The 25205-nt window shown below is 38.5% G+C and carries 15 protein-coding genes, 1 other RNA gene, 2 pseudogenes and 1 riboswitch; of the genes and pseudogenes, 16 read left to right on the top strand and 2 right to left on the bottom strand.

Annotation, left to right across the window (positions count from 1 at the left end):
- Nucleotides 1-108: 108 nt before the first annotated feature.
- A complete protein-coding gene (locus OQ5_RS0108700) occupies nt 109-1311 on the bottom strand; it encodes an AAA family ATPase (protein WP_016777117.1) in 1203 nt (400 codons plus the stop codon).
- Nucleotides 1312-1538: 227 nt separating this feature from the next.
- The gene (gene rho, locus OQ5_RS0108695) at nt 1539-3290 is read right to left on the bottom strand and encodes a transcription termination factor Rho (RefSeq protein ID WP_016777116.1); all 1752 of its coding nucleotides are present in this window, start codon (nt 3288-3290) and stop codon (nt 1539-1541) included.
- Nucleotides 3291-3816: 526 nt separating this feature from the next.
- Between rho and OQ5_RS0108690 the strand changes: the two genes are divergently transcribed.
- From OQ5_RS0108690 to OQ5_RS20625, 16 genes and pseudogenes are all read left to right on the top strand, one after another.
- The gene (locus tag OQ5_RS0108690; protein ID WP_016777115.1) at nt 3817-4686 is read left to right on the top strand and encodes a sigma-70 family RNA polymerase sigma factor; all 870 of its coding nucleotides are present in this window, start codon (nt 3817-3819) and stop codon (nt 4684-4686) included.
- A gap of 420 nt (nt 4687-5106) precedes the next feature.
- Nucleotides 5107-5756, top strand: a pseudogene (rpe, locus tag OQ5_RS20635) (ribulose-phosphate 3-epimerase).
- A 244-nt stretch (nt 5757-6000) separates the two neighbouring features.
- Nucleotides 6001-6402, top strand: a transfer-messenger RNA (tmRNA) gene (ssrA, locus tag OQ5_RS22445).
- 966 nt (nt 6403-7368) lie between these two features.
- Nucleotides 7369-7467, top strand: a riboswitch (SAM-I-IV-variant riboswitch).
- Between the two features lie 216 nt (nt 7468-7683).
- Entirely contained in the window at nt 7684-7989 is a 306-nt protein-coding gene (locus tag OQ5_RS0108675) for a hypothetical protein (protein ID WP_016777112.1), read from the top strand.
- Between the two features lie 66 nt (nt 7990-8055).
- Nucleotides 8056-8685 (top strand): hypothetical protein, encoded by a 630-nt coding sequence (locus tag OQ5_RS0108670; RefSeq protein WP_016777111.1) that lies wholly within the window; start codon nt 8056-8058, stop codon nt 8683-8685.
- 15 nt (nt 8686-8700) lie between these two features.
- Entirely contained in the window at nt 8701-9459 is a 759-nt protein-coding gene (locus OQ5_RS0108665) for a hypothetical protein (RefSeq protein ID WP_016777110.1), read from the top strand.
- Nucleotides 9460-9493: 34 nt separating this feature from the next.
- Nucleotides 9494-9811 carry a hypothetical protein gene (locus OQ5_RS0108660; RefSeq protein WP_016777109.1) on the top strand — a complete coding sequence of 106 codons (318 nt, stop codon included), beginning with the start codon at nt 9494-9496 and terminating at the stop codon, nt 9809-9811.
- A 139-nt stretch (nt 9812-9950) separates the two neighbouring features.
- Nucleotides 9951-13340 carry a helicase-related protein gene (locus OQ5_RS0108655; protein ID WP_016777108.1) on the top strand — a complete coding sequence of 1130 codons (3390 nt, stop codon included), beginning with the start codon at nt 9951-9953 and terminating at the stop codon, nt 13338-13340.
- 10 nt (nt 13341-13350) lie between these two features.
- The gene (locus OQ5_RS22440) at nt 13351-13686 is read left to right on the top strand and encodes a KilA-N domain-containing protein (RefSeq protein ID WP_016777107.1); all 336 of its coding nucleotides are present in this window, start codon (nt 13351-13353) and stop codon (nt 13684-13686) included.
- A 64-nt stretch (nt 13687-13750) separates the two neighbouring features.
- A complete protein-coding gene (locus OQ5_RS0108645; RefSeq protein ID WP_016777106.1) occupies nt 13751-17569 on the top strand; it encodes an Eco57I restriction-modification methylase domain-containing protein in 3819 nt (1272 codons plus the stop codon).
- On the top strand, nt 17566-17982 hold the full coding sequence (locus OQ5_RS0108640) for an EVE domain-containing protein (protein ID WP_016777105.1): 417 nt from the start codon (nt 17566-17568) through the stop codon (nt 17980-17982). The genes OQ5_RS0108645 and OQ5_RS0108640 overlap by 4 nt, the downstream gene beginning before the upstream one ends.
- A 206-nt stretch (nt 17983-18188) precedes the next feature.
- Entirely contained in the window at nt 18189-19883 is a 1695-nt protein-coding gene (locus OQ5_RS0108635; RefSeq protein ID WP_016777104.1) for an FHA domain-containing serine/threonine-protein kinase, read from the top strand.
- 17 nt (nt 19884-19900) lie between these two features.
- A complete protein-coding gene (locus OQ5_RS0108630) occupies nt 19901-21673 on the top strand; it encodes an AlbA family DNA-binding domain-containing protein (RefSeq protein WP_016777103.1) in 1773 nt (590 codons plus the stop codon).
- A gap of 196 nt (nt 21674-21869) precedes the next feature.
- Nucleotides 21870-22976 carry a DEAD/DEAH box helicase gene (locus OQ5_RS0108625; RefSeq protein WP_016777102.1) on the top strand — a complete coding sequence of 369 codons (1107 nt, stop codon included), beginning with the start codon at nt 21870-21872 and terminating at the stop codon, nt 22974-22976.
- Nucleotides 22977-23139: 163 nt separating this feature from the next.
- Nucleotides 23140-24744: an IS1634 family transposase gene (locus OQ5_RS0108620; RefSeq protein WP_010416888.1), complete on the top strand. Its 1605-nt coding sequence runs from the start codon at nt 23140-23142 to the stop codon at nt 24742-24744.
- A gap of 183 nt (nt 24745-24927) precedes the next feature.
- Nucleotides 24928-25205 (top strand): annotated as a pseudogene (locus OQ5_RS20625) (hypothetical protein); the annotation flags it as partial.

The following is a 25205-nucleotide window of genomic DNA, read 5'->3' as shown; positions in this document are numbered from 1 at the left end:
CTATGCTCGTTTCATTAGTGAGTCCGGTCTATAAAGCATCTTTATTGCCAAACTCTTTGTTGATTATCAACATTATACCATTTATTCAAAATCTGATAATCTAATTCTCTAAAATTTAAGGCTTTTAAAATAAAAACCAAACAGCCACAAAGGAATTTGGTTAGCCTCACCAATCTCAACCATATCGCGGGCAAAGAAACCATTGTTCACTTCCGTTTTTTTCTCAATATTGCGTCCTCCGATATAAAAAGGCATATCATTATTAACTCTGAAATCAGCTTCACCATCAAAACTGACGCGATTTAAATAACCAACCTGATTATAGAAAAACGTTTTGTGCAAAACATCCATTTCTACCTCTCCTGAAGCCACTGAAAAAACAAGGTTGGGGTTATGCATATAAACGCAAGCAGGCTTTTTCAATGGATCGGGGTCATCTTCGTGAAGAAGATTAACCAGACGCCCCTGGCGTAAATAGTTAAGATAGTTCATGATGGTAGCCCGGCTGGTTTCGACATCATTACTCAGCCGGCTTATATTGGGTTGAAAGGGTGCTGATTTCCCGACAATATATAGTAATTTGCGCAGTTTGGGCAAATACTTCAGTTCTATCTGTTGTAAATAACTGATGTCTATTTCAAGAACCAGATTAATGGTTTTAAGAAGATTTTCGAGATGATTTCGTTTCTCCAGGAAAAAAGGATAATACCCGTGATGCAGATAGTCGGTAAAATAAGCCAGGGGCTTCACTTTATCAACCACCTCAGCAGCAATATCCTCGTGCCTGCGGAGTAATTCATTCAACCCAACCGGCTTGAAATCATTCCCGGTTTTAAGATTGAGGTATTCCCTGAAAGTAAACCCCTCAAGATTATATACGCGGGCACAGTCATCAAGATATGCATTTCCCTCATCCAGACGCATCAATGGCGATCCGCTGAAAACAATCTTCAGATCATCAAAGTGGTCGTAACAATACCTTAATTCCTCCGCCCAGTTGGGGTACTTATAAATCTGGTCGAGTAATAGTATTTTACCTCCTGTTTTTCTGAACTCATCGGCAAAATCAACCACACTGGTTTCGGCAAAATAAAGATTATTCAGATTGACGTACAGGCAGGATTTATTGTTACCGTAAAAAGTTTTGGCATAGTCGAGCAGAAAAGTGGTTTTGCCCACACCACGTGCGCCCTGAATTCCGATCAAACGATGATCCCAGTCGACATATTCGAGCAAATGCCGGTGCACCGGAACATTCAGATGATCCAGAAGATAACGGTGTGTTTTTATGAAAGCCTGCATCAAAACCATTCCCTTTAGCTTTTGTTGGCAAATTTAAACAAAGGTTTTTGGATTTTGCAATATGCAGATTACATTTTTGGGGATTGATTGTTATTTATAATTAGTAAAGATAAAAAAAGGCCACCAATCTCCTGGTGACCTTTTTTCATATTTTTTAATTTTCAAACTTTGATGCAAGTTATTGCAAACTGAAAATTAGCCAACTACTGCCAATTCCCTACAAACTACCTCCTAATCTAACCGTCATTCATCGAAATCAGAAACTCCTCATTTGATTTTGTCTTCAGCATTCTATCCTTAAGGAACTCCATTGCTTCAACGGGATTCATATCTGAAAGATAATTGCGCAATATCCATATACGATTCATGGTTTCTTTATCCAGCAGCAGCTCTTCACGACGTGTACTGGAAGCATTGATATCCACAGAAGGATAAATACGCTTATTGGAAAGGCGACGATCGAGCTGCAGCTCCATGTTACCTGTTCCTTTAAATTCTTCAAAGATCACGTCGTCCATTTTGGAACCGGTCTCGGTAAGAGCAGTTGCAAGGATGGTAAGTGATCCTCCGCCTTCAATGTTACGGGCAGCACCGAAAAATCGTTTAGGCTTATGCAATGCATTGGCATCCACACCACCGGAAAGGACTTTCCCGGAAGCAGGTGAAACCGTGTTATAGGCACGTGCCAGACGGGTAATAGAATCGAGAAGTATCACAACATCGTGGCCACACTCAACAAGACGTTTGGCCTTCTCAAGAACAATATTGGCCACCTTAACATGGCGCTCGGCAGGCTCATCAAAAGTGGAAGAAATCACCTCGGCATTCACACTCCGCGCCATATCGGTCACTTCCTCGGGACGTTCGTCAATGAGGAGAATAAGCATGTAAACCTCGGGATGATTGGATGCAATGGCATTGGCCACATCTTTCAGCAATACTGTTTTACCGGTTTTTGGTTGTGCCACTATCAATCCCCGCTGACCTTTCCCGATTGGGGCAAACATATCTACAATTCGTGTTGAGATATTGCTGTAAGGGCCTTCGGTGAGATTAAATTTCTGATCGGGAAAAACCGGTACCAGGTGATCAAACGGCACACGGTCGCGCACAAAATCGGGTGATCTTCCGTTGATCGATTCCACCTTAATGAGGGGAAAGTACTTCTCTCCTTCTTTAGGCGGACGGATGCTTCCTTCAACGGTATCACCTGTTTTCAGACCAAACAGTTTGATCTGCGACTGCGACACATAAATATCATCGGGTGAATTAAAGTAGTTATAATCGGATGATCTCAAAAAGCCATAACCATCCGGCATAATTTCAAGAACACCCGAAGCTGTGACGATTCCTTCAAATTCGAAGGCTTTGTCGTTGTATTTGTTATCCTGTTGGCTTTGTTTGTCGTGCCGTTTGCGCTGCTGATGAGACGGTTGCTGATCGTTATCTTTGTTGCTTTGCTGTTGCTTGTCGGTACGTTGTTGTTGCCACTTATCCTGATGTCTCCGGGATGTTTGTGTGGCATTACGGTCATCACCTTTCTCTTGCTGGGGCTGAGTAAATTTTCTGCCACTTTCGGCAGCCGATTCGGCAGCAACCTTTTCAGGTTTTTGCTGATTTTCGTTAACCTTTTGTCCGGCTTCGCTTTTCTGTTCCTGCACCTTTGTTTGCCGTCTCTGTTTTTCGGATTTATCTTTTTGTCCGGTATCCCGGGATTGAGCCACTTCCTCCTGTTTTTTGGTTGTGGTCTCCTTTTTTGCAGGCCGTCCTCTTCCGGGACGTTTTTCTGTTTTAGTACTTTCTTCAGAACTTTTCTTATTCTCGGTTCCTGCTTTTCTCTTTTCAGACTCTTTAATAGCCTGCTCATCAAGGATCCTGTAAATCAGGTCTTGCTTCTTGTACGATTCAACGCGCCTAATACCAAGTTCTTTGGCAATTTGGCGTAACTCAACAAGTTTCTTGCTGTTCAATTCAATGATATCAAGCATATAAGTATACTACTACTTTTTAATAAGTGAAATTGGATTTTATCTCTTCTAACATTGGTTCGGTATGGTCAACGGGGATAAGACAACTGCGTCCCCAATGAAGGTCATATTTTATTTAAAGTAAAAACCAGGAATGGCAAACGAGCGGCCATCCGGGATGGAATTCTTTGCAAACATACACTATTCTGTCAAAACTTGCAAAATATATTTCGATATTTTTTGTTGTAAAAATAGTCTGATAAAGAAAGCTTAAACACGGAAGCACCATGATACGGAGGCTTTATTAAAATAAAAATTTAGCGTCCTGGCACCTCTTCGTTTAGACCGTTTTTAACGGAATATTCTATTTCAAAAAAATCATTACCTCGCAGAGAATAGAAAACTTAAATTTAGAAAACTATAATTCAGTATTCCAGCAATTTAGAAACGATCTAATATCCTAAATCTAAAAATCTGACGTTCTGTTGAAACAGTGAAGTAAGTTTTTTGTTAATATTACAACCCCTAAACATCGAACCAGGTTATTATGAGACAACTGAAAATTACCAAACAGGTAACCAATCGGGAATCCCCTTCTTTAGACAAATACCTTCACGAAATTGGCAAAGTTCAGCTGATTTCGGCGGAGGAAGAAGTTGCACTTGCCAAGAAAATAAAACAGGGCGACGAAAAAGCGCTGGAACAATTGATAAATGCCAACCTCAGATTTGTTGTATCTGTTGCCAAGCAATATCAAAATCAGGGACTCAGTCTGCCCGACCTTATCAATGAAGGCAACCTGGGCCTGATAAAAGCTGCACAAAGGTTTGATGAAACACGTGGTTTCAAATTCATTTCTTATGCGGTTTGGTGGATTCGCCAGTCTATTCTTCAGGCTCTCGCCGAGCAGGCACGTATTGTAAGGCTGCCCCTTAACAAAATCGGGAGCGTCAACAAAGTGAATAATACCTTCTCGTTGCTCGAGCAGGAATATCAGCGTGAACCGACTTCCGAAGAAATTGCCGAAGTACTTGACATGGCTCCGAAAGATGTGAAAGAAGCTCTGAAAGTTTCCAACAGGCACGTTTCAATGGATGCACCTCTTAAGCCGGACGAAGAGAATACCCTTTATGATGTTCTGCTCTCTTCCGATAATGCGAGTCCAGACTCACAGCTTCTTGACGATTCCCTTCGAAGGGAAATAGAAAGGTCGCTATCTACCCTTTCGCCGCGCGAGGCCGACATTATCCGGCTTTATTACGGGCTTGGAGGTGAACCACCATACTCCCTCGAGGAAATCGGAAAACTTTTTAATCTTACACGTGAAAGAGTTCGCCAAATTAAAGAGAAAGCCATTAAGCGACTGAAACACACTTACCGAAGCAGAATTCTCCGGAATTTTATTAATGATGATTGAGGCGGGTTTTGAGTTGTGGAAATTCGTTAATAGGTTGGTAGGTCAATAGGTTAATTGGTTAATTGGTAATTGGTTAATTGGTAATTGGTTAATTGGTAATTGGTTAATTGGTAATTGATCATTGTAAAATTTGTGGCGAACTACTATCCTCAACCTTATCCTCTGCCTCTTCCCCTGCCAAACATTGGCAACTGATCACTAAAAATAGTCAGGTACAAAAATTTTTCTTAAACTTGCCAAAGTAACAACAGACCGTTAGATTTTTAGATATTAGATGCAATGTAATTTGTAAAACTTTGACTTGCTGCATTTTAGTAAACACAATTCGTTTGTCACTAACAACTAACCTGCAATTTATTACAAAAGTATAACGAAGTATTGCAAATCATCAAACCATTGATAAAAAAATTCTATTGAAACATGAGTAAAATGGTTGCACCGTCGTTACTGGCGGCAGACTTTTTAAACCTTGCAAAGGATATTGACATGGTAAACAGAAGTGACGCCGACTGGTTTCACCTCGATATTATGGACGGCGTTTTTGTCCCCAACATCTCTTTCGGGCTTCCGGTAGTTGAGGCCATCAACAAGCTGGCTCACAAGCCGCTGGATGTTCACCTCATGATTGTCAGTCCTGAAAAATACATAGGCGCATTCAAGGATGCCGGGGCTCATCTTCTCAATGTTCACTACGAGGCATGTACTCATCTGCACCGCACAATTGAAGAAATACATCAGTCGGAAATGAAGGCTGGCGTTACGCTTAACCCGCACACACCGGTAAGCCTTCTGGAGGACATTATTGATATGGTGGATCTGGTGCTCATCATGTCGGTCAACCCCGGGTTCGGCGGACAAACATTCATCGAAAATACTTACAACCGCATCGAAAAACTGAAGAACCTGATTCAGAAAAAAACAGCAACGCCCTGATTGAAGTTGACGGCGGCGTTACTGACAAAAATGCAGGAAAATTGTACAATTGTGGAGCAGATGTATTGGTATCGGGAAGTTTTATCTTCAAATCCGACGATCCTGCCGGCACCATCCGGCAACTCAAAACAAGTTGACAAAATCATTGACAAACCATAAAAAGGCATTATCTTTGCAGTTCTGAAAAAAGACAACCACTAATTAGTGCCTGTCTATAAAGAAGGCAAAGTTTTTTACTTATTATGTGTCTGTTCAGAAAGTGGCATTTACAAGGCTTGCGAAGTCCGAAAATACGGAGTTTACTTATCGTAAATGAGTAATTTTCGGACAAGCGTAACACAGTAAATGGCACTTTATGGACAGACACTAATTACCACCAACGGGGCTGACATGGACTTGACAGCAAGGTAAAGTGGTAAGTAAGCATGCCGAGCGTTGTGCAGCTGGCTCGTAAATCTCAGGGCTCAACCTTTTTAACTGGCGAAGACAATTACGCTCTCGCTGCGTAACCGAATAACAGTACGTTACGCTTAATCCCGGCTCAAGGAGCCGGGACGGGACATCTCCCGGATGCCGTTGTTTCGGGGCTATCCGATCAGGAGGTGCAGGAAAACCGAAACTAGTCTGAAGCTTGCTCCGCGCTTCGGACGAAATTTCAGGAGCTAAGGTCTGGTTCGGGTGTCGCTTCCCTCGCCAGTCCCGACAATCAACAAGCGACTAAGCATGTAGAAAGCTTATGGCTTCCTTGTCTGGACCCGGGTTCGATTCCCGGCAGCTCCACAAAACAATTCGGGAATCATAAATTCAAAACCTGTAACCTCATAATTGATAATCAATATCTTACAAGATTCCCATCGTAAAAAATTGACGTAATTTTGCCAAAAAAATTTGGAAGTTATGCAAATGCAGTTGCCATTACCCCCCTTCTTCAACCAACTTGATAAATGCCACTTTAAGTTTTTATGAACTGGAGTGTTTTGTGTAATAAATTTGCGACATCTTAATTTGCTATTAAATCAGAAGTTCTGAATTTGGAACATTCAATTATCTTCTCATGCCCCCTACCCCCGGCCACCTAAAGGGTGTACCCCCGCGCAATTCCAATTATTGTATCATTCGCATGTTTTAATTTGCCGTGAATTGCGGGCCAGCCCGGTTCTCCCCCTTTAGGAGAGTTAGAGATGTAGTGGAAGGGGAAGCTGTTAGCTTTTAGCACCTGTTATTTTTCAACATGGTCGAAGCCTGGATAATGCCGTATATTATTTGTTTTACAGGCGTTTATAGCCAATGGACTGTTAAGCTATTTGAATTTGCTTTTATCTTAAATAAAAGTAGAAAATCGTCAGGAACTGGTTTCCAAAGACAATAAACATAAAATAAAGGTAAATGGTGCATTGGGCAATGCCACAGTCGCTTTTACTTACTCCACAGCCTGTGGCTTTCTTATCCGCCCGTTGGAAGAAACAGGATTTAAAAAACTTTGTTCTTTCAATTAATAGACCCCAATAAATTGTTAAAATAACTTTGGAAATACAAACATTTATTACACTCCGAAAAATCGTCAACAATCCATAAAAAGCTAAAGGACAACTTAATTCGTTAAAATTTACAGAATAGAGGAAAAGTGGCTTTAACCCTTGTTCTATTGGAAAAAAGTTTAACTCGATCCAAATCCCATAACATTTTTTTGTTAAATTCAAAATTTTTGTTTATATTTGTTCTTGTTAAAAAAAAGTTCTATGCAAACTACAAAAACATCCAGAACCGCAACAGGCGGTACCAACCGGGAGATTTCCCCTCCACGGTGGTTTTATGATGTGGACATTCTGTCAAAAATAAAAAGGGAAAATTCCATTTTCAATTTTGATCGAGCACAGTAACGCAATGTTTAACGCCAGAGAACTCAACAGGAAACCCAGCGATTTCGACCGTTGTCGAAACCTCTTAATTACAATCAAAGACCGCGATAATGCCTGGATAGTAAACCAGCTTTACAAGAAGTATAATAAATTTAATAATAATGTTGTTACATTGTAAAATTAAATGAAATGTTATCAACAAAATATGGAAAATAAAAATTATGACTTCAAAGAAATCTATTCAGTTCATCTTGAAGAATCTGAAGACCCTCCTTTTTTTATGGGCGAACTTATTCCAAGAAGTAAAAACAGGAATGAGAACAAATACTTTGGCAGAACATTCATCACTTACGATGGAACTTACACCTATACAATCGGCAGAAACAGGAATGAAATAGAGCGAAAATCTACTGAGCTGGCCAGATACACTTTAACCCGCCTTCCAGACGCCCTTGAAAAAGCCAGGATGTTCATGATCGGGGATGCACCACCACTGACAAGCTACAATTAAAATGCAAAATCAACCTAAAGCAGTATAGAATTTGATAATCAGGCTTTTATAACTAAGATAATAAAAATGGAACACCATTTCACAACTGTATCCGGAGAACAACTTTGCATAGACTCTAAGCTCATAGAGCAATTTGACTTCCAGGCATTTCAATCATCCAACTATCTGACAACAGACCAATTTTATGTAAAAGGATGGCTTCCAAAGGAATATATGAATAATCCCCGTTCTGTCAATACTGACTATGCGTCACTTTTTGATCAAATGAAAACCTATAACGAATTCATGTACAAATCGTTTATTTTTAACAAAATACTAACCAACACAGATAAAATATTAAAAAGACCTGAATTTTTTCTATTGCGTTTCCCTGCTTTGTATTTTAATCATGGATTCAAACAGAAAAATACCATTTTTACCCTGGGCAGCTTATTGGAGTCCTGGAAATACTTCTCTCATCTTCACACAATGGATGACATGGGAGAAGTTTTGCTCATTACCTTATTGTATCCACAACACGTTTATGGTTACAGGGTTAGAGGATGGTCTACGGAACGACAAGATTTTACAGAAATGGGAATAATGGGAGCCATCGATGATTGCATAACGGAATTCGAGAGTCTTAACAAACGTTACCCCTGGCAACTGAAGAATAACCACACCTATGCCCGGCAATTGATTAAAGAAATACAATGACAAAAACCATTAAGCATGCGTACTACTTTTATTTTTCTGACACTGATTATTACTACTATTATCAAGGCTCAGGTCGGACACGGCAGTATGAGCGTAAAACCTATGACTCAATTTTACGATGAATGCCCAACCAGAGGCTACACCAAAAAGGCTATCCTTGAAACCTATTCAACAAGTTTTAGATATAAAGGTGACTTATACATGCTCTCTTACGAAGACCGCATATCGACCAGTGCCAGAAGCAACTATATTCCCTATACCGATATAAAAAAATATGACATCGAAATATACGCTCGCAAAATTTTCATCTTTAAAAAAACAAACGAAAGTTGGGAGAGATGGTCTTCTCCATTATTCAATTCAGTAACCAACGGTATTAGTTACATCGAATACAACAGCAGTCCGGGCCAATCTTTCATACTCGACAATGGATGGATAATACTCGGACTCAATTACAGGATACAAACCGAACAATCAGCTTTCTCCTACCCAGTGCTCGTGTTATTGTACCCGGTAAAAGACAGCCGGGATGAAATATACAAATTCGAGGAAGAAATTTTTATGCCTGTGGCCAAACCTCACCGACGAGTAAAGGATGTCATCCAAAATGGTCACAAGCCATACACCATAATTATGAATGATGATACAGAAATACATCTGACTTTTATTCTTGAGGAAAATGAGTACGGCAGCATAGACATCTTTGAAATAAATGATGAGCTGGGGAATTCAATGAAGTCAAGCATAAATCATTTCCCCGGCGAAATTTACTAACAACAAAAAAAATATCAAACAAAGAATCAATGTTATGTACAGCCTATTTTTTTTCAATTTTATGAGTCGCCAACGCTTCCCTAAGGAGTTTCACGAAAGCCTGGAAAAATTATCTGAAATCATTCCGAAAAACGGAATTCTGTATACACCTGAAAATGAACTGGCTAAGCAACTCAACATCCGTAGAGAAACAATCAGATACATCCTGAACAAACTGACAATGACCCGCCCTCCACTGGCAGTAAAAGAAGAAAACCGATATGTTTTTGATTACACTCCCAAAGAAATTGAAAGAGCCGCTCACTTTCAGGCAGCCTTAAGCAATATGGAGCTTTCGCCGAATGATTTTTGAATAAGCAGGAAAATGCCGGAACCATTGTTGAAAAATGACATAAAACATTTAGTATTTTAACGATTTCATCTATTTTTTGGATATTTTAAGCGCTAATTGCATAAAAATTAGAAATCTGTACCTCTGAAAAATACCGGATATGATACTTGATAACGAAAATAAAAATCTCAAAGTACACGAATGGATTAGCAAATATACTGAAAAAGGAAAACTGGATATTGTAACCGGTTATTATACCATAGGTGCTGTGGCATGGCTTTCCCATGAGGTAAATAATAAAATCAATAAATTTAATCTTGTACTTGGCGACATTGTCAACTTAGACAAAGAAGAAAACAGACCATTAGACCTGTTGAATGAAAATATTACCATTGAAGCGGCTCTAAAACTTAACCATGTGGCCAAAGAAGCCGTAAAGTTTCTTAAACAGGATAAAGTTACTGCGCAGACTCTGGAACCAAATTTTTGCCATGCCAAAAACTATTTGTTCAGTCCTGAAAAGGATGATGACAGAGATAAATTTTTCATAACAGGCAGCTCAAACCTGACAGAAGCAGGGTTAGGATTAAAGAAGACAAACAATGTAGAACTAAATATTGCAGAAACAGGCAATAACCATCAATACAAGGAACTTGTAAGCTGGTTCGATAAGTTGTGGAAAAGTCCTCATGCACATAAACAAAAAACACTGCTATTACCTGACGGGAAAACCTCCAAAATGGATTTTAAACAATACCTAATCCGGGAAATTGAGCGTATTTTTGTTGAATATACCCCCCGTGAACTATATTTCAAGGTACTGTTCGAACTTTTTGGAAACCAAATTCTCGATAAAGAAAACGACCCCGAATTTAACCGCCAGATTGGCCGATTGGAAAATTCGGTAATCTACAACACCCTTTACGACTTTCAGAAAAAGGGCGTCCTCAGCTTAATACGCATGCTGCAAAAATATAACGGGGCAATTCTGGCCGACGCTGTTGGTCTTGGGAAAACATGGAGCGCATTGGCCGTCATGAAGTTCTTCCAGCTTCAAGGCAGGGAAGTTCTTTTGCTTTGTCCCAAAAAGCTGGAGCACAACTGGAGAAGATACCTCAAAAACCAGGACTCGAAATTTGAAAAAGACCAGTTGGAGTATTTTATCCGGTTTCACACCGACATGAATGAAAACCGGCTTGAAAAATATACAGACAGGGCCGATAAATATTTTACCAACGATAAACCCCGACTTATTGTCATCGATGAAAGTCACAACCTACGCAACGACAAATCGAACCGCTACAAATTTTTATTAAATAAAATCATTAAAGCAAATCAGGACATTAAAATCCTTATGATCTCTGCTACGCCCATCAATAATTCATTGATCGACATCCGAAACCAGTTCAAACTGATAACAAAAGACAATTCACACGGATTTGAAAAATCCCTGGGCATCAGAAACCTCGACTATTCATTCAGAACGGCCCAAATGGTTTTTAATGACTGGCGGCAGGAAATTCATCCAAATATCAGCAATTTCATAAAAAAATTGCCACCTAACTTTTTTACCCTGACCGATTCGTTAATTGTAGCACGTACCAGGAAGATGATAGAAGAGCAAAACGCAGAATTGACATTCCCACAAAAGACAAAACCTATCAACCTTTTCGTCACCCCCAGGCAATTGGGTAACTTTGAATCTTTCGAAGAGTTATTCGACCATTTTCCCCCAATGCTTTCTGGATATCAACCCGCCTTTTATTTAGAGGAAACTGATAAGGACATCCTCCACGATGAGCGACAAAGGGACAGGTTTTTGGTGAAAATGATGTACATCCTGATGGTGAAAAGACTGGAATCCTCATGGTATTCGTTTTATTCCACCGTTGAAAAAATTAAAAACCACCATCAAAATGCTTTGGATAAAATCAAAAGCTACCAGAATAATAAAACCAATGATGAAATTGACTATGAAAACAATACACTCTTCGCCGATGATGAACTGGAAGATGAATTTGAAGATGAATTTGAAGAATTGACTCTGGGGAAAAAACGCATTATAAAACTTTCTGAAATTGATAAAGCAGGAAACCTGGACAATTTCAAAACAGACCTGAAAAAAGACCTGGAAGCTTTGGACAATATTTTTTTCAACTTACAGAAATTCAGCTACAAAATTGAACAGGAGACCAAACAGCCCCGGAATCTGAAATCGTCAGACGACAAATTAGAAACCCTGATAACGCAAATTCAAAAGAAAAAATCATCCGGCGAAAACAATGGCAACCCCAAAGTCATCGTTTTTACGGTATACCATGATACAGCTTTTTATTTATTTGATCAATTGAAGAGACGTGGTTTTGATAAGTTAGCCATGGTATCGGGAAGCGGATCGCGAACGGCCGATTCGGACGAAGAAACCAAAAATTTTGAACCCATCCTGGAACGCTTTGCACCCTACACAAAACTGTTTATGGAAAAAGAGTGGGATTTTCATTCACAAAGAAAGGGGGCAGATGCCTACAATGAGTGGATTGAATGGGTCAGACCGGAACATCCCAGAACTTTTGAAAAAATCCGGAATCCAATAGACATTCTTATTGCCACCGATACCTTAAGTGAGGGACAAAACCTGCAAGATGCAGATATGGTCATCAATTATGATGTACACTGGAATCCTGTACGCATCGTTCAAAGAATGGGACGTATAGATCGCCTGGGAAGTCCCAACCGGAAAATATTTGGCATTAATTTCTGGCCATCCAATAACATCAATACCTATCTTAATCTTCAGGGAAGAATAGAACAACGAATGGCTGCTATGAAACTGGCAGGTGCAGAAGTTGATGAAAGGTTTTCTGACTCTTTCAATGAAATGATTCAGGACGAGTCGCTGGATCAAAGAATGCGAAACCGCATGATGCAACAAATGGAAACAACCCTTGACGACCTGGAAACTGAAGAAACTTTCGGTTTTGATGATCTGTCATTAGAAAAATTTCGTCAGGACTTGCTGGAAGAATTCAAAAAAGATAAAGATAAATATCTGAAAATGCCCAAAGGGGTTTATACCGGTTTCAAAGCCGATGCTGATGTTTGCGCCGATAACGGACTTGTCGCACTGTTGGGCTATCCGGCCAACCCCCCAAAAACAATCAATCACCAATACAAGTCATTTGATCTCATATACATCAACGAAAAGGGAAAACCCGTGTTGATGAATCAAAAAGAGGTGCTCGACGCCCTGACCCATCACAAAGACCACCCACGTTTTGTCCCGGACGAGATTGACCGGGGGGAAGAAACTGCCATTCAAAAACTGGTGGCGGCTCTAAAATCGTGGCTGAAAGACCAGGCCATTGAAGAAGTACAACAGGAAGACGGAACCACCAAAAAAAGAATGGGGGCTGAAGCAAAGGACCTACTCTCCAAATTACGGACAGGAGACAAAAAAGCCATAGAGCGTGTTAAAGAAAACCTAACCACAGAGGAAAAGTATAAAACCGATAACTTTGATTTAATTACTTGGTTTTTGATAACCCTTTAACTCATTTAAGATGGCAAAGAATAAAATATTAAACGTTAAGGGAACCGAAATCAAGATTTTTAAAGGAGAAACTGATGATTACATTTCTCTGACAGATATTGCCAGGCACAAGAATGCTGCCAATACAGATTCTATTATTCAAAACTGGCTTAGAAACAGAAATACCATCGAATTACTTGGTTTTTGCGAACAAATGTACAATCCAGATTTTAAACCCCTCGAATTCGATGGGTTTGGTGATTTTGCTACACTGGAACAACTGGTTGTCCTTTCTAACCTCGAAAGTATCAACGCCGTCCTGATCAGGCAAAATCTTTTCAACTCCGCAACGCCTGGAGCAACTTAACCAAATTGCCATCACCCAAATGACTTCCCTTGTCAACAATTCGAACCTTAAAAAACTAAAATAGATGAACCTGCACGTTTTTAAAGACAATACCCTGTTTCATGCCATGAAAAGCTTCTTCGCGGATCTCAACATTCCCATTTCTGAGTACACGGAACACCCGGCCACCCCCCGCGACATGGCCCCAAAGCATTACAATGAAAATAACCCGGCTCATGCCCTCATCGACGATGTTTATTTCCTGGGAATGGTCGATGAACATGCATTTGCGGGCACTGAAAACCCGGAAAGCCCCGAATCCATAAGAAACCGGGACAACGATTACGACGGCCTGCTCATTTTTGGCATTGAACTTAAAGAAAGGGACAACGGCCTCCTACCCTCACGTACACAACTTTCTGAAATTACGCGTTTATTTAACCGTGAATACAATTACACACCTGTTACCATCGTCTTTAAATATGGTGAGCACCTGGCCCTGTCCAACAGTGAAAGGCTCAAATACAAACAGGGGTGGCGCGAAGGGGAAAAGGTGGGAAAGGTAATAATGCTCAAAGACATTAACATTGCAAACCCCCATACAGCTCACCTTAAAATTTTAAGTGACCTTTCCATTGATAAGAAAAAAACCAATTCCTTTGAATTACTCTATAAATACTGGCAATCTAAATTTTCTATTCAAGCCTTAAATGATCAGTTCTATAGCGATTTACAGCAATGGTTTTATTATGCATCGAAAAACATTAAACTTCCTTATAAACCCGATTATCTGGATGAAAAAGAAAACATCAAAAACTTTTTGGTAAGACTTCTTGCCCGCACAATGTTTTGTTGGTTTGTAAAGGAAAAAGGATTAATCCGAAAAGAATTACTTGAGCTGACTGATTGGCGTGAAAACAAATACAGATTAACAAACGACCTTGAAGATGAAAATTTCTTGAACAACAATTCTTACTACAGAGGTATACTCCAGAACATCTTTTTTAATGCCCTCAATAAAAAAGAGAAGAAAGGCAAAAACGATTTTGGGTGGACAAAATATTGGAACCCGGAATTATCAACCGAATGGTTTACAGAAATCCCATATTTAAATGGTGGCATATTCGACAAGCTGGAAGAAGACAATGCCAAAGAAAGCATTGAAGATGCTGTCATAAAAGTGCCCAACTTTCTTTTCTACGGAATTGAAACCGAAGAAGAGGTTGAAAAAGGCAAAGGCAAAAAAGCAACAAAATCCATTGAAAAGGTTGAACACAAAGGACTCAACGAAATTTTAAAATCCTACAAATTCACGCTTGATGAAAATACCCCTTTTGAGGAAGATATTGCCCTGGACCCGGAAATGCTGGGACTGGTATTTGAAAACCTCCTGGCAGAATTGGACCCTAAATTAGAAGAAAACACCAAAAAAAGCATTCGGCGACAAACCGGAAGTTACTACACACCGCGTAAAGTAATCTACGAAATGGTGAATGACAGCTTAAACCTATATCTGTCAAAATTCCTTAATTCTAACTATTCTTTCCTGGGAGATACAACAGACAAAGTTAACGAACTGGTTTATTACAATATTCCCCCTAAACATGATGCCAAATTTGAACACGCCGTAGTGGATGCCATTGACCGTTTCAAAATACTTGACCCGGCTTGTGGGTCAGGAGCCTTCCCAATGGGTATGCTGCGTCGTATTGTAGAAATTTTGAATCTCGTTGATCCAAACAACGAAAAATGGATAGAACTCAAGCTTAAAAATGTTGACCCTGCTCAAAGAAGTGATTTCAAAAAAGTACTCACAACTCATCTGGATGATTACAGCAGGAAATTAGGAATTATCCGAGACAGCATTTATGGCATTGACATACAACCATTGGCCGTGCAAATCACAAAATTGCGATTTTTCATCTCACTGCTTATCGATCAAAAAACTTATAAGGGCATCACCCCCATGCCCAATATTGAAACCAAAATAATTTGTGCCAACAGCCTGCACAATATCCAGGCCGATTTATTCAGCAATGATGCCATCGACAAGCTCATTGCTGCACGCAACAGGTATTATCAACCCGATATTTCCCAGGAGGAAAGAGATAAGATTGCTGATGAAATTATTCATATTCTGGATGCAGCTTTTCCGACTTTCTCCGTTCAGGTTACCGGAAAACAAATACCCGGCCAAAACAAAGAACTCATCAGACAATGGTTTACGCACGGCAATCTGGCTGCCCCCTTTTTCAATATGAATTTCTTTTTCCCTGAATTGCAGCACTCCGGTGGTTTCGATTGTGTCATTGGCAATCCGCCTTACGGTGGGGAAAAAATTAGCGACCAGATTCGCAAGGAACTCAATATTGGCAGCAAAGATCCGTATGCAGCTTTCGTCGCCCGTTTCCTCAATGCTCACAATCACCCCACCCCGTTGAAACATGGTGGTGTTCTGGCCTTTATCGTGAGCGATACTTTTATGACCATTAAAACCCATCTTAAATTGCGCAGCCACATCATGCAAAACTATGTGCATAAAATGCTGCGTATGCACCCGGACACTTTTAAGGCAACAGTCAATACCGTCATCATGATAGCTGAACGAAATACAAATACGGAAATTGACGAAAACCATATTTGTATGATGGCCGACCTGACCAACATCAGCATACACGAACAATACGAACATTTTATTGAAGTTCTTAACCAAACCAAGGGGACAAATTTTGAAACACCCGGGGAAAACATCTCAAATGAAGAATACGCCATCTATTATTATCCGCAGGCACTGATTAAAAACAATAGCAACCTGCCCTTTTTCGTAGCCAGCCCTAAACTTTTTGCTTTGATGAATGACAGTGGCAGCGACCTCAAACAAGAACTTAAAGAAATAGAAGGCAAGAAAGTGGCGGTCCGTCAAATTCCATTAAACGGGAAAGAAATTGAAGTGGTAAAACTGGGCGATATTGCTGATGTAAAGGTCGGTTTACAAACAGGGGACAACAACGCCTACCTGTTTCAAAAACCGGAAGCAAGAGGTTCCTACCGCAATATTGAAGAATACAAGGATTTCCTTTTAACGGAAACAGATTTGGAAAAAATTCGCAATAATGAAGAACTAAGATTTGAAGTGATTGATAAAGGAATTAGCACAGATAATCCAGAAAGTAACCGGTATTTTAATGGTAGATATATAGTTCCTTATGACAAAGGAGGTGAAAGCGATGCAGAAGGAGGTTGGATGCCTAATTATCTAGTTAGAACTGAGTATTATATTGATTGGAGTGATTATGCTGTCAATAGAATGAAATCATTGACAACTTATGAAAAAAATAAACTTGAAGGCAAGAATGGTGGTAATAACAAATTATGCTCTCGATTTCAAAACGCTGACAGCTACTTTAAATATTACATAAGCTATTCTAGAACGGGAATATATGCACCAACTTTTAGAATTGGATCACCCACTCCCTATGATAACAAAAGTTGTGGAATATTCACCAGTAGCAATGAGTATAAAAAAATACTAGCAATTTTATCTTCAAAACTTTCTAAATTTTGTTTCAAGGCATTCCTAGGGCATTCCGTAGATTCTCAGGTAGATGATATTAAAGAATTAGTTATTGCTTTTAATACAAAAAATGGAATTTCTAATAGCATAGACACTATTATCAAAAAACAAAAATCTAACCCCCGCTACGACTATGCCAGCCACGAGCAAATAGAAATAGACAAACTGGTTTACGAAGCGTACGGTTTGAACGCGGAAGATGTTCAGGAAGTGGAAAACTGGTATGCCCGCCGCTACCCGCGTCTCAGCGAAGCCCAAAAAGCCAACCTTCGAAAACTGGGCAAAAGTGACAATTACCTGGAATTGTATGGATTAAAACAGAACACATGAATTACTGGCTTGTAAAATTTGCACCGTTCCGTTATAGTTGGCAGGACGTATTGCGCAACGGAAAGTTCGAGATTTATTCTGTTCGCAATCATCAGGCCCGAAACAACCTGAAGGCTATGAAAATAAACGACTATGTACTGTTTTATCACAGCCAGCAAGGCAATGAAGTAAAAGGAATCATGAAAGTAAAAGAAGAAGCCCACCAGGACAAAACCACCGCCGATCCAAGGTGGGTTTCAGTAACTTTTGAACCCGTCGAAAGTTTCCAAAACCCGGTTTCATTAAGTCAAATAAAGAATGATAGCGGATTAGAAAATACAGGATTGATCAAACAACCCCGATTGGCCGTAATGCGCCTGAAGAAAGAAGAATACACCTGTATTGTGGATTTAGCTAAAAATAAACCGAATTAATGGAAGCAATTTTGAAATCTGTCTCTCATAGCAGAAAAGGAAGCAATTGCATCACATATAAAACACCGGTTCATTTCACAAACATACGTAAACATGGAGCAATCCCGAAAACGAAGTGGTAAAACGTATGGGGATGTTTAAAGAGAAGAGTCCGGATGTTTTGAAGGTAATTATGGAGAGTTGAAAACACATAACCTCACAAAATAATGCTCAACGGTTATAAGTACATAAAAAGTCTGGGGTTCGGCGGCTTTGGCAAAGTTATTCTGGCCAGGGAAGAGATTTCCGGACGTTTGGTGGCCATAAAATCTTTAAATGATAAAAAGAACTTAGCAATTGACAATATTAAACACGAAATACAAATTCTTAGTCGTTTTTATCACCCCCATATTGTAATCTATCACAACACCATTGAAACACCAGATGGTCTGCACTTTGTTATGGAATATTGCGAAGGTGGAAGCTTGCAACAACGAATGAAAGAACAAAATCTTTCCCAATCCGAAGTAATAAAAATAATCCTTACCATTGCCAAAGCCCTGAAATTTGTACACGATCAAAACATCATTCACCACGATATAAAACCGGCTAATATCCTGTTTGACAAAGAAGGCACAGTGAAACTTGCTGATTTTGGGGTCGCCAATACTTTAGGCTTCACAAAATTATACCTGCCACCGATAATATCCGATTTTACAGCTTTTGTTTCCGACAAACGGCACGATATTTATTCATTAGGCATTACAACCATCGAACTCCTCAACAGACAACATCCATTCACAGGTCTTTCCAACGAACAAATAATAAAAAAATTAAAGACCGGCGATATAGGCATTTCTCATTTCCCGGATTGGCTGCAGGAAATAATTTTTACTGCTACACACATTAATGAAAATGCACGTTTTCAAACTATTGACGATTTCATCGAAGCCATTGAAAATAACAATATCTCTTATGAAATCGACGAAAAACTCATTGAAGCTGCCAAACTTAGCAAAAGATTAAAATGGCTCCTAAGCCAAAAAAAATATTATACAGCTTCACGTGAACTCCCATTTTACGATAAATCTTTATTGAAATACCCGATTCTGAAACACCAGGTAGGTTTGTACTATTTAAAAACAAACCAGATACCAAAGGCAAAAAATACTTTTGAGGAACTTCGTTCCGATCACGGAATACTAAAAACAAGTAAGGAACTGGCCATCATAAATATTGAATTGGGCTATTATTCCCGCGCAATAAATTTCCTGAAAGAACATCTGCTTACTAAACCTGATGATCCGGAAGGATATAACTTACTGCTTGAGTGTTACTTTTACTTAAAAAGATACAATACCGGCTCTAAACTATGCCATCAACTAATAAAAACCTTCCCAAAAGAGTCTTGTTTTAAAACCAACGTTTACCTGTTTGACCGACTCAAAAGTCATGCACCCCACGAAACTGATCAAAAGTATCAATACACTACCAATAAACTCATCCTTTTCAACCGGGATATTTTTCGCCAAAGCCATTCAATCATCAATCCAAATAAAAAAGATAATCTGCTGAAAAAATTGATCTTCTGCCATTATGATTTAACAAAAAATCCTAAGTACAACGACACATTGGAAATATCCCAGGGTGGTAAAGTCATTAATCTTCCTCCAAATTCGATAATCACAATTGGTAGAAAAGATTTCAACAACACAATTGAACTTTCAGGACTTAGCGTCAGCAGAAAACACTGTGCCATTATTCCTCTAAAAAAGGAAACCTGGCTCTACGACCTGGACAGTACAGGAACATTTATTGATAACCAGAAGGTTCAAAACCGGGTTTTGCTAACCCATAAACATGAAATTGATATAGGACAACATTCACTCACAATCAATGTGGACAAGAATAAATTATTTTAACAAACAACAACGATATCATGGAATTTATACCTGGCAGTTTTTATGAATTAGTGGTTGTGGAAATCCGCGAAGAAAACGAAAACAAATACATCTATCTTTCGGATGGAATAAGGGAGACCTACAGGGTAAAGCCCTACGATTTTCAGCTTGAATGGGAAGCTGATCTCTTACCCGATAAGATGAAAGTTTTTGTCTGCGATGTGAACTTGATGAACGGGTTACCCTATTTGATACAGGCACGTAAAGAAGTGCTGGAACATTGCTATACTGAATGGGGCGAAGAGTATCCGTTTAAAATAATGGCTATTGAAACAGATAAAAATACCGGAGCAATCTATTATGATTTAAAAGATGATTTCGGCATCCGACACCGTTATTACCCACAGCCTGATGAACCTAAACGGGAAGTTAGTGATATTTTTTCGCTTCAGGTAAATGGTATTGATGTAAAGGAAGGTAACAATGCTTTCCTTAAATTGAATTACATTCCGGATAAGGAAGAAAAACCGATAACCAGGCAGGCCCTACCTCATACCACAGAAAAAGAAGAAGAAAGTAAATTCGGTAGAGAGGATAACTTTACAGAATTTAAAAGCACCATCGTATTCCCGGCAGGTGGAACAGAACCGGATATTGACAGACAGATGCAACAAATTCTTAAAATCATTGCCGGTTTCCAAAACAAAGAAGGTGGTAAACTACTAATAGGAATCAACGATTCGGGAAATGTTTGTGGCATTAATCAGGATTATCCATATTTGAATACCAGTCAAAAAGACCCGTATAACAATTATCAGCCCAATACAGACGGATTTGAAAACAAAATACGTACAGCAGTGCATCATTCCCTGGGCCAATTAAGCAACAGCAAAATCTCTTTTGAATTTAATTCGGAAGAAGGCTTAGATTATTGCTGTATCACTATAAACAAGGTGCTAAGGCCTGTTTTCCTGAATGAAACGAAGTTATTTCAACGGGCAGGCAATATGACCCAAATACTTACCGGCGACGAAATCACCTGGTTTATTGAAGACCGGATGATCCAGCGTAACAATCTGCAAAATCAGCACCTAAACCTGGCAAAACAGGAAAATGCACAACAAATCAATGAGCAGGAAGAAGCGCCGGCCACTACATCACGACCATCTGTTACAAAACCGACAGTTCATCCTGAACCGGCAGCCACGCAACCTAAAGACAGTATTTGGTTTTTTATGACTTTCTATAAGAGCGGAGACTGGTCGTACCAGACCAAAGCAGTTAACTCCGAAGAGGTTATTTTCGAAATTCCGATCATGAAGTCCCTGAAAAAAGAGCGTTTACTAATGGTTTATGCCAATGGGTGTATTAATATGGTTTGTCCATACGACATAATCAATCCAACAAGGACCAATGGCAAAAGAAAATATAAAACCAAAGGAAAACGCTATCAAAACGGGTGGAACACCGACAGCCGGATTATCAATATGTATACTGCACACCGGCAGGACTTAATTTCTGTTCAAAGCGAAGATTCAAGCGGCAACAAATACATTAAAATCCATAATGTTTCGGCAGTTTCAGTGCACAACAGTCTTCATTCAGCCGGAAATATAGTCGTAAATCCCAAATTCCATGCAATTCCCATTGCTGTCCATCACCTGGCATCAGTATACCGCAACTCCATGTCGTCCTTAATTGTAAAAGATTACCAAACCTCAACGATTTTGGGATTCAATCAAAATGACAGAAATATTCAGAGTAATTTGAATGCGTTGAAAAAGATTTTAGGAAGACTGAATAAGAAATAATATCAAAAAAATGCCAAAAAACTGAACACAAATTTTAATTTTACATTAAAATGGAAAAACTTAAGGGTGCAGATTCAACCCGCTAATCACATCAATTTCAAAAAAACAGGAAAAATAATTTCTATCAATTAAAAATTGCTTAACAGCTAAAATACCACATATTATACTTCTATTTCAACTTCAAAGCAAATAAGTTATGACACCCAAAGACCTATATTCAAAAAAATTTATAGATAAAATAAATACATTGAGTAAAAAAAACTCAAACAGAATTTTCATAATCCTTGGACAAGCTGAGCTTATAACGACCGATAACAAAGAAGAATATTTTGCTGACCTGGATACATTTAAAATTAATGGTAATGAAACAATATTCAATAAAGACTGGTTTACCAAAGTTTTTACCATTCTAAATTTATCAAAGGATTTACATATTCTATCTTATATCCAATTTAGTTATCTCATCCATTATATTGATCCATCTTTCTTTATTGATAGAGTCATAATCCTTAAAGATAACCTCAGACAACTATTCCCAATAACAAAAGACGAATACCTCGAAAAAGGTGAAGAAGAAAACATTGAGATACGACCAGAAAAACTACCAATATATCAAGCAGAACAAGTTGCTATAAATGGGAAATATTACTACTCAGTTAAAACCCCGATAAAATCATTCATTTCCATTGATGTTTTTGAAGAAAAAAAAGAACTCAAGAAATCATCTGATTCAGACATAAAATGCATAGATATTACTTCTGATCCATATTCTATTGATATTTTTTTTAATGAATGCTTGGAGCAGAAAACCCCGGTCAATCGGGTTCTTGTCAAACTACACAAAAAGCAACCTTTAAACCCCGCAATAACAATTATTTTAAAAGAATTAAACCATTTTCTAAGTCATTTTGATGGCGAACTTCTTTTCCTAGATGAAACATCAATTACTCAGGAATACAAGATAAGTGAAACCACAGTAGATCTTTTACATCAATTTTGGGGAAAGACTTCAAACTTCAGAGATATTTCTGTTTACAAAAATCCTGACACCGGAAATGAGATATCGAAAATTTCGCAAGGATTAATTGTTGACACAATTATCAAAGAGTATAAAAATTCATTACAAGGCAAACCTTGTAGAGATTTATTTTTAACAGCCCCGACAGGTGCCGGAAAATCTTTACTTTTCCAACTTCCAGCTTTTTACATTTCAACAAAAGGAGATGTCACAATAGTTATTTCGCCCTTAATCGCATTAATGAAAGATCAGGTTAACGCAATTATAACGGAACTTCCTGTCTAATTTTATCGGCAAATCACAGCACTCCCACTGCCAGGCTAAGTTTAAGAGTTTTTTTTGCTCAAATATGTGTGGCTAAGAAAGAATTAATACAAAAATTCTATAAAACATTTGCATATAATCTTTTAAATTATTATATTTGTGGCTAAGATATAAATTTAGCTATATGTTTATTCAAAGAACATACCGTAAGACAAAAAATAAGGTTTACCAATCAGTTGTTCTGATGGAAAATTATAGGGAGGGTGAAAAAGTTAAACATAGAAGCATTACCTCTTTAACAAAATGGCCAGAACATCTTGTAAATGATTTGGAAAAATTAATTAAAGGTAAAGCTATTACGGCAATAGAGGACTTGAATCTTTCTAATGGCAAATCATTCGGTGCAATTGAAGTAATCAAACAAGTGGCCAACCGACTGGGAATATATCAGGCCTTAGGCAGTTCTAAACAAGCAAAACTGGCAATGGTGCAAATTGCAGGGCGTATAATTACGCAACAGTCAAGGAATTACATTGCCAACGAATGGGTGATTAATCAGGATATTGAGAATGTTTACAATGTGTCCAGTTTCAATGAAGATAGCTTATACGATAACCTGGATTGGTTAAGCGCTAATCAGGAAAAAATAGAAAAGAAAATTTTCAGACACCGTTATCAAACAGAAAAAATAAAGAATATATTTTTATACGATGTAACTTCATCCTATTTGGAGGGGACAAAAAACGAACTGGCCACATACGGATATAATAGGGACAAGAAAAAAGGCAAGATGCAAATAGTTGTAGGGCTGATGCTCGACAGCTATGGATACCCAATTACCATAGAGGTATTCAAAGGGAATACCGGTGACACAAAAACAGTTTCGTCACAACTTAAAAAACTCAAAGAAGTATTTGGTGTAGAGCGAGTTATTTTTGTTGGGGATAAAGGAATGATAAAATCAAGCCAGATTGATGAAATCATATCAAACCAGTATAAATGGGATTATCTCACAACAATTACCAAAGAGCAGATTAAATCATTAATAAATAAAGGGGTATTGCAGCTATCTTTATTTGAAGACGAATTGGTAGAAGTAGCTGGCGAAAATAATGTGAGGTACATATTGCGGAAAAACAAGTATAGGGCAATAGAATTAAAACGAAATAGAGAAGACCGAATTAAAAGGTTGATGGATTTTGTGACTAATAAAAACAAATACTTAAAAGAACATCCAAAAGCACAAATTAATGTTGCGCAAAGAGATATAAACAATGAGCTGGTAAAATTAAAACTAAAAAACATCGTCACGGTAGATGTGAACGAAAGAGGGTTCTCTATATCTATAGATGAGGAAGCAAAAGAAAAACAAGGGGAGTTAGATGGCTGTTATGTGGTTAAAACGGGAGTCCCAAAAGAAGAACTAAACACAAAAGAGGCCCATGATAGATACAAAGATTTAGGATTGGTTGAATTTGCATTTAGGACCATGAAGACCACAATTGAAGAGCTTAGACCAATATTTGTAAGAAAAGAGGATAGGACAAAGGGCCACGTATTTGTTGTGATGCTGGCGTATATGATAACCAAATATATTTCAGATAAAATAGCCAGTTTAAACTATACCCGAAAATTTGCTATTGAAAGCCTTGATAAAATACAATATATAGAATATGATTTTAAAGGAACCAAAATAAAAGTACGCCCACATAACTTATCGAATCATCAAAAAGAAATATTGGATGCACTGGATATAAAACTAAATGTAGCTAAGAAGGAATCAGCCTGATAATATGGCGCATCCCTTGACAGAAAAGGGGTTTAAGGGATATTTATTTTCTTTAAGATAGGAAGTTCCGTTATAAAAGAAAGACACTATGATAAAGTTGCATACATAAATAGTGAATTAAGTCTTATTGACAGGGATCGTATCATTGAAAGTTGCAAAAACGGCGATTTAGATATTCTTTATATGTCACCTGAATTGTTTCTTTCTTATGATATTACTCATTTCATTGGTTCCAGGAAAATTGGATTATTAGTAATTGATGAAGCCCATCTCATAACAACCTGGGGAAGAGATTTCCGCGTTGATTATTGGTTCCTGGGAAACCATATCCGTAAAATCAGAAAATACCACAATCTAAAATTCCCCATGGTAGCTGTAACAGCTACGGCAATTTATGGTGGTGCCAATGATATGGTTTTTGACAGTATTGACAGCCTTGTAATGCATGACCCACACATCTT

Source organism: Anaerophaga thermohalophila str. Valhall (assembly GCF_000250735.1).
Taxonomy (GTDB): Bacteria; Bacteroidota; Bacteroidia; order Bacteroidales; family Marinilabiliaceae; genus Anaerophaga; species Anaerophaga thermohalophila_A.
This window is presented reverse-complemented; position numbering and strand designations above follow the sequence as displayed.

Excerpts from the sequence above, each read along its gene's own strand:
- OQ5_RS0108660 (WP_016777109.1), top strand. The coding sequence starts at position 9,494 with ATGTACAGCCTATTTTTTTTCAATTTTATGAGTCGCCAACGCTTCCCT.
- OQ5_RS0108625 (WP_016777102.1), top strand. The coding sequence starts at position 21,870 with ATGACACCCAAAGACCTATATTCAAAAAAATTTATAGATAAAATAAAT.
- OQ5_RS0108620 (WP_010416888.1), top strand. The coding sequence starts at position 23,140 with ATGTTTATTCAAAGAACATACCGTAAGACAAAAAATAAGGTTTACCAA.
- OQ5_RS0108640 (WP_016777105.1), top strand. The coding sequence starts at position 17,566 with ATGAATTACTGGCTTGTAAAATTTGCACCGTTCCGTTATAGTTGGCAG.
- OQ5_RS0108670 (WP_016777111.1), top strand. The coding sequence starts at position 8,056 with ATGGAACACCATTTCACAACTGTATCCGGAGAACAACTTTGCATAGAC.
- OQ5_RS22440 (WP_016777107.1), top strand. The coding sequence starts at position 13,351 with ATGGCAAAGAATAAAATATTAAACGTTAAGGGAACCGAAATCAAGATT.
- OQ5_RS0108645 (WP_016777106.1), top strand. The coding sequence starts at position 13,751 with ATGAACCTGCACGTTTTTAAAGACAATACCCTGTTTCATGCCATGAAA.
- OQ5_RS0108655 (WP_016777108.1), top strand. The coding sequence starts at position 9,951 with ATGATACTTGATAACGAAAATAAAAATCTCAAAGTACACGAATGGATT.
- rho (WP_016777116.1), bottom strand. The coding sequence starts at position 3,290 with ATGCTTGATATCATTGAATTGAACAGCAAGAAACTTGTTGAGTTACGC.
- OQ5_RS0108635 (WP_016777104.1), top strand. The coding sequence starts at position 18,189 with ATGCTCAACGGTTATAAGTACATAAAAAGTCTGGGGTTCGGCGGCTTT.
- OQ5_RS0108675 (WP_016777112.1), top strand. The coding sequence starts at position 7,684 with ATGGAAAATAAAAATTATGACTTCAAAGAAATCTATTCAGTTCATCTT.
- OQ5_RS0108700 (WP_016777117.1), bottom strand. The coding sequence starts at position 1,311 with ATGGTTTTGATGCAGGCTTTCATAAAAACACACCGTTATCTTCTGGAT.
- OQ5_RS0108665 (WP_016777110.1), top strand. The coding sequence starts at position 8,701 with ATGCGTACTACTTTTATTTTTCTGACACTGATTATTACTACTATTATC.
- OQ5_RS0108630 (WP_016777103.1), top strand. The coding sequence starts at position 19,901 with ATGGAATTTATACCTGGCAGTTTTTATGAATTAGTGGTTGTGGAAATC.
- OQ5_RS0108690 (WP_016777115.1), top strand. The coding sequence starts at position 3,817 with ATGAGACAACTGAAAATTACCAAACAGGTAACCAATCGGGAATCCCCT.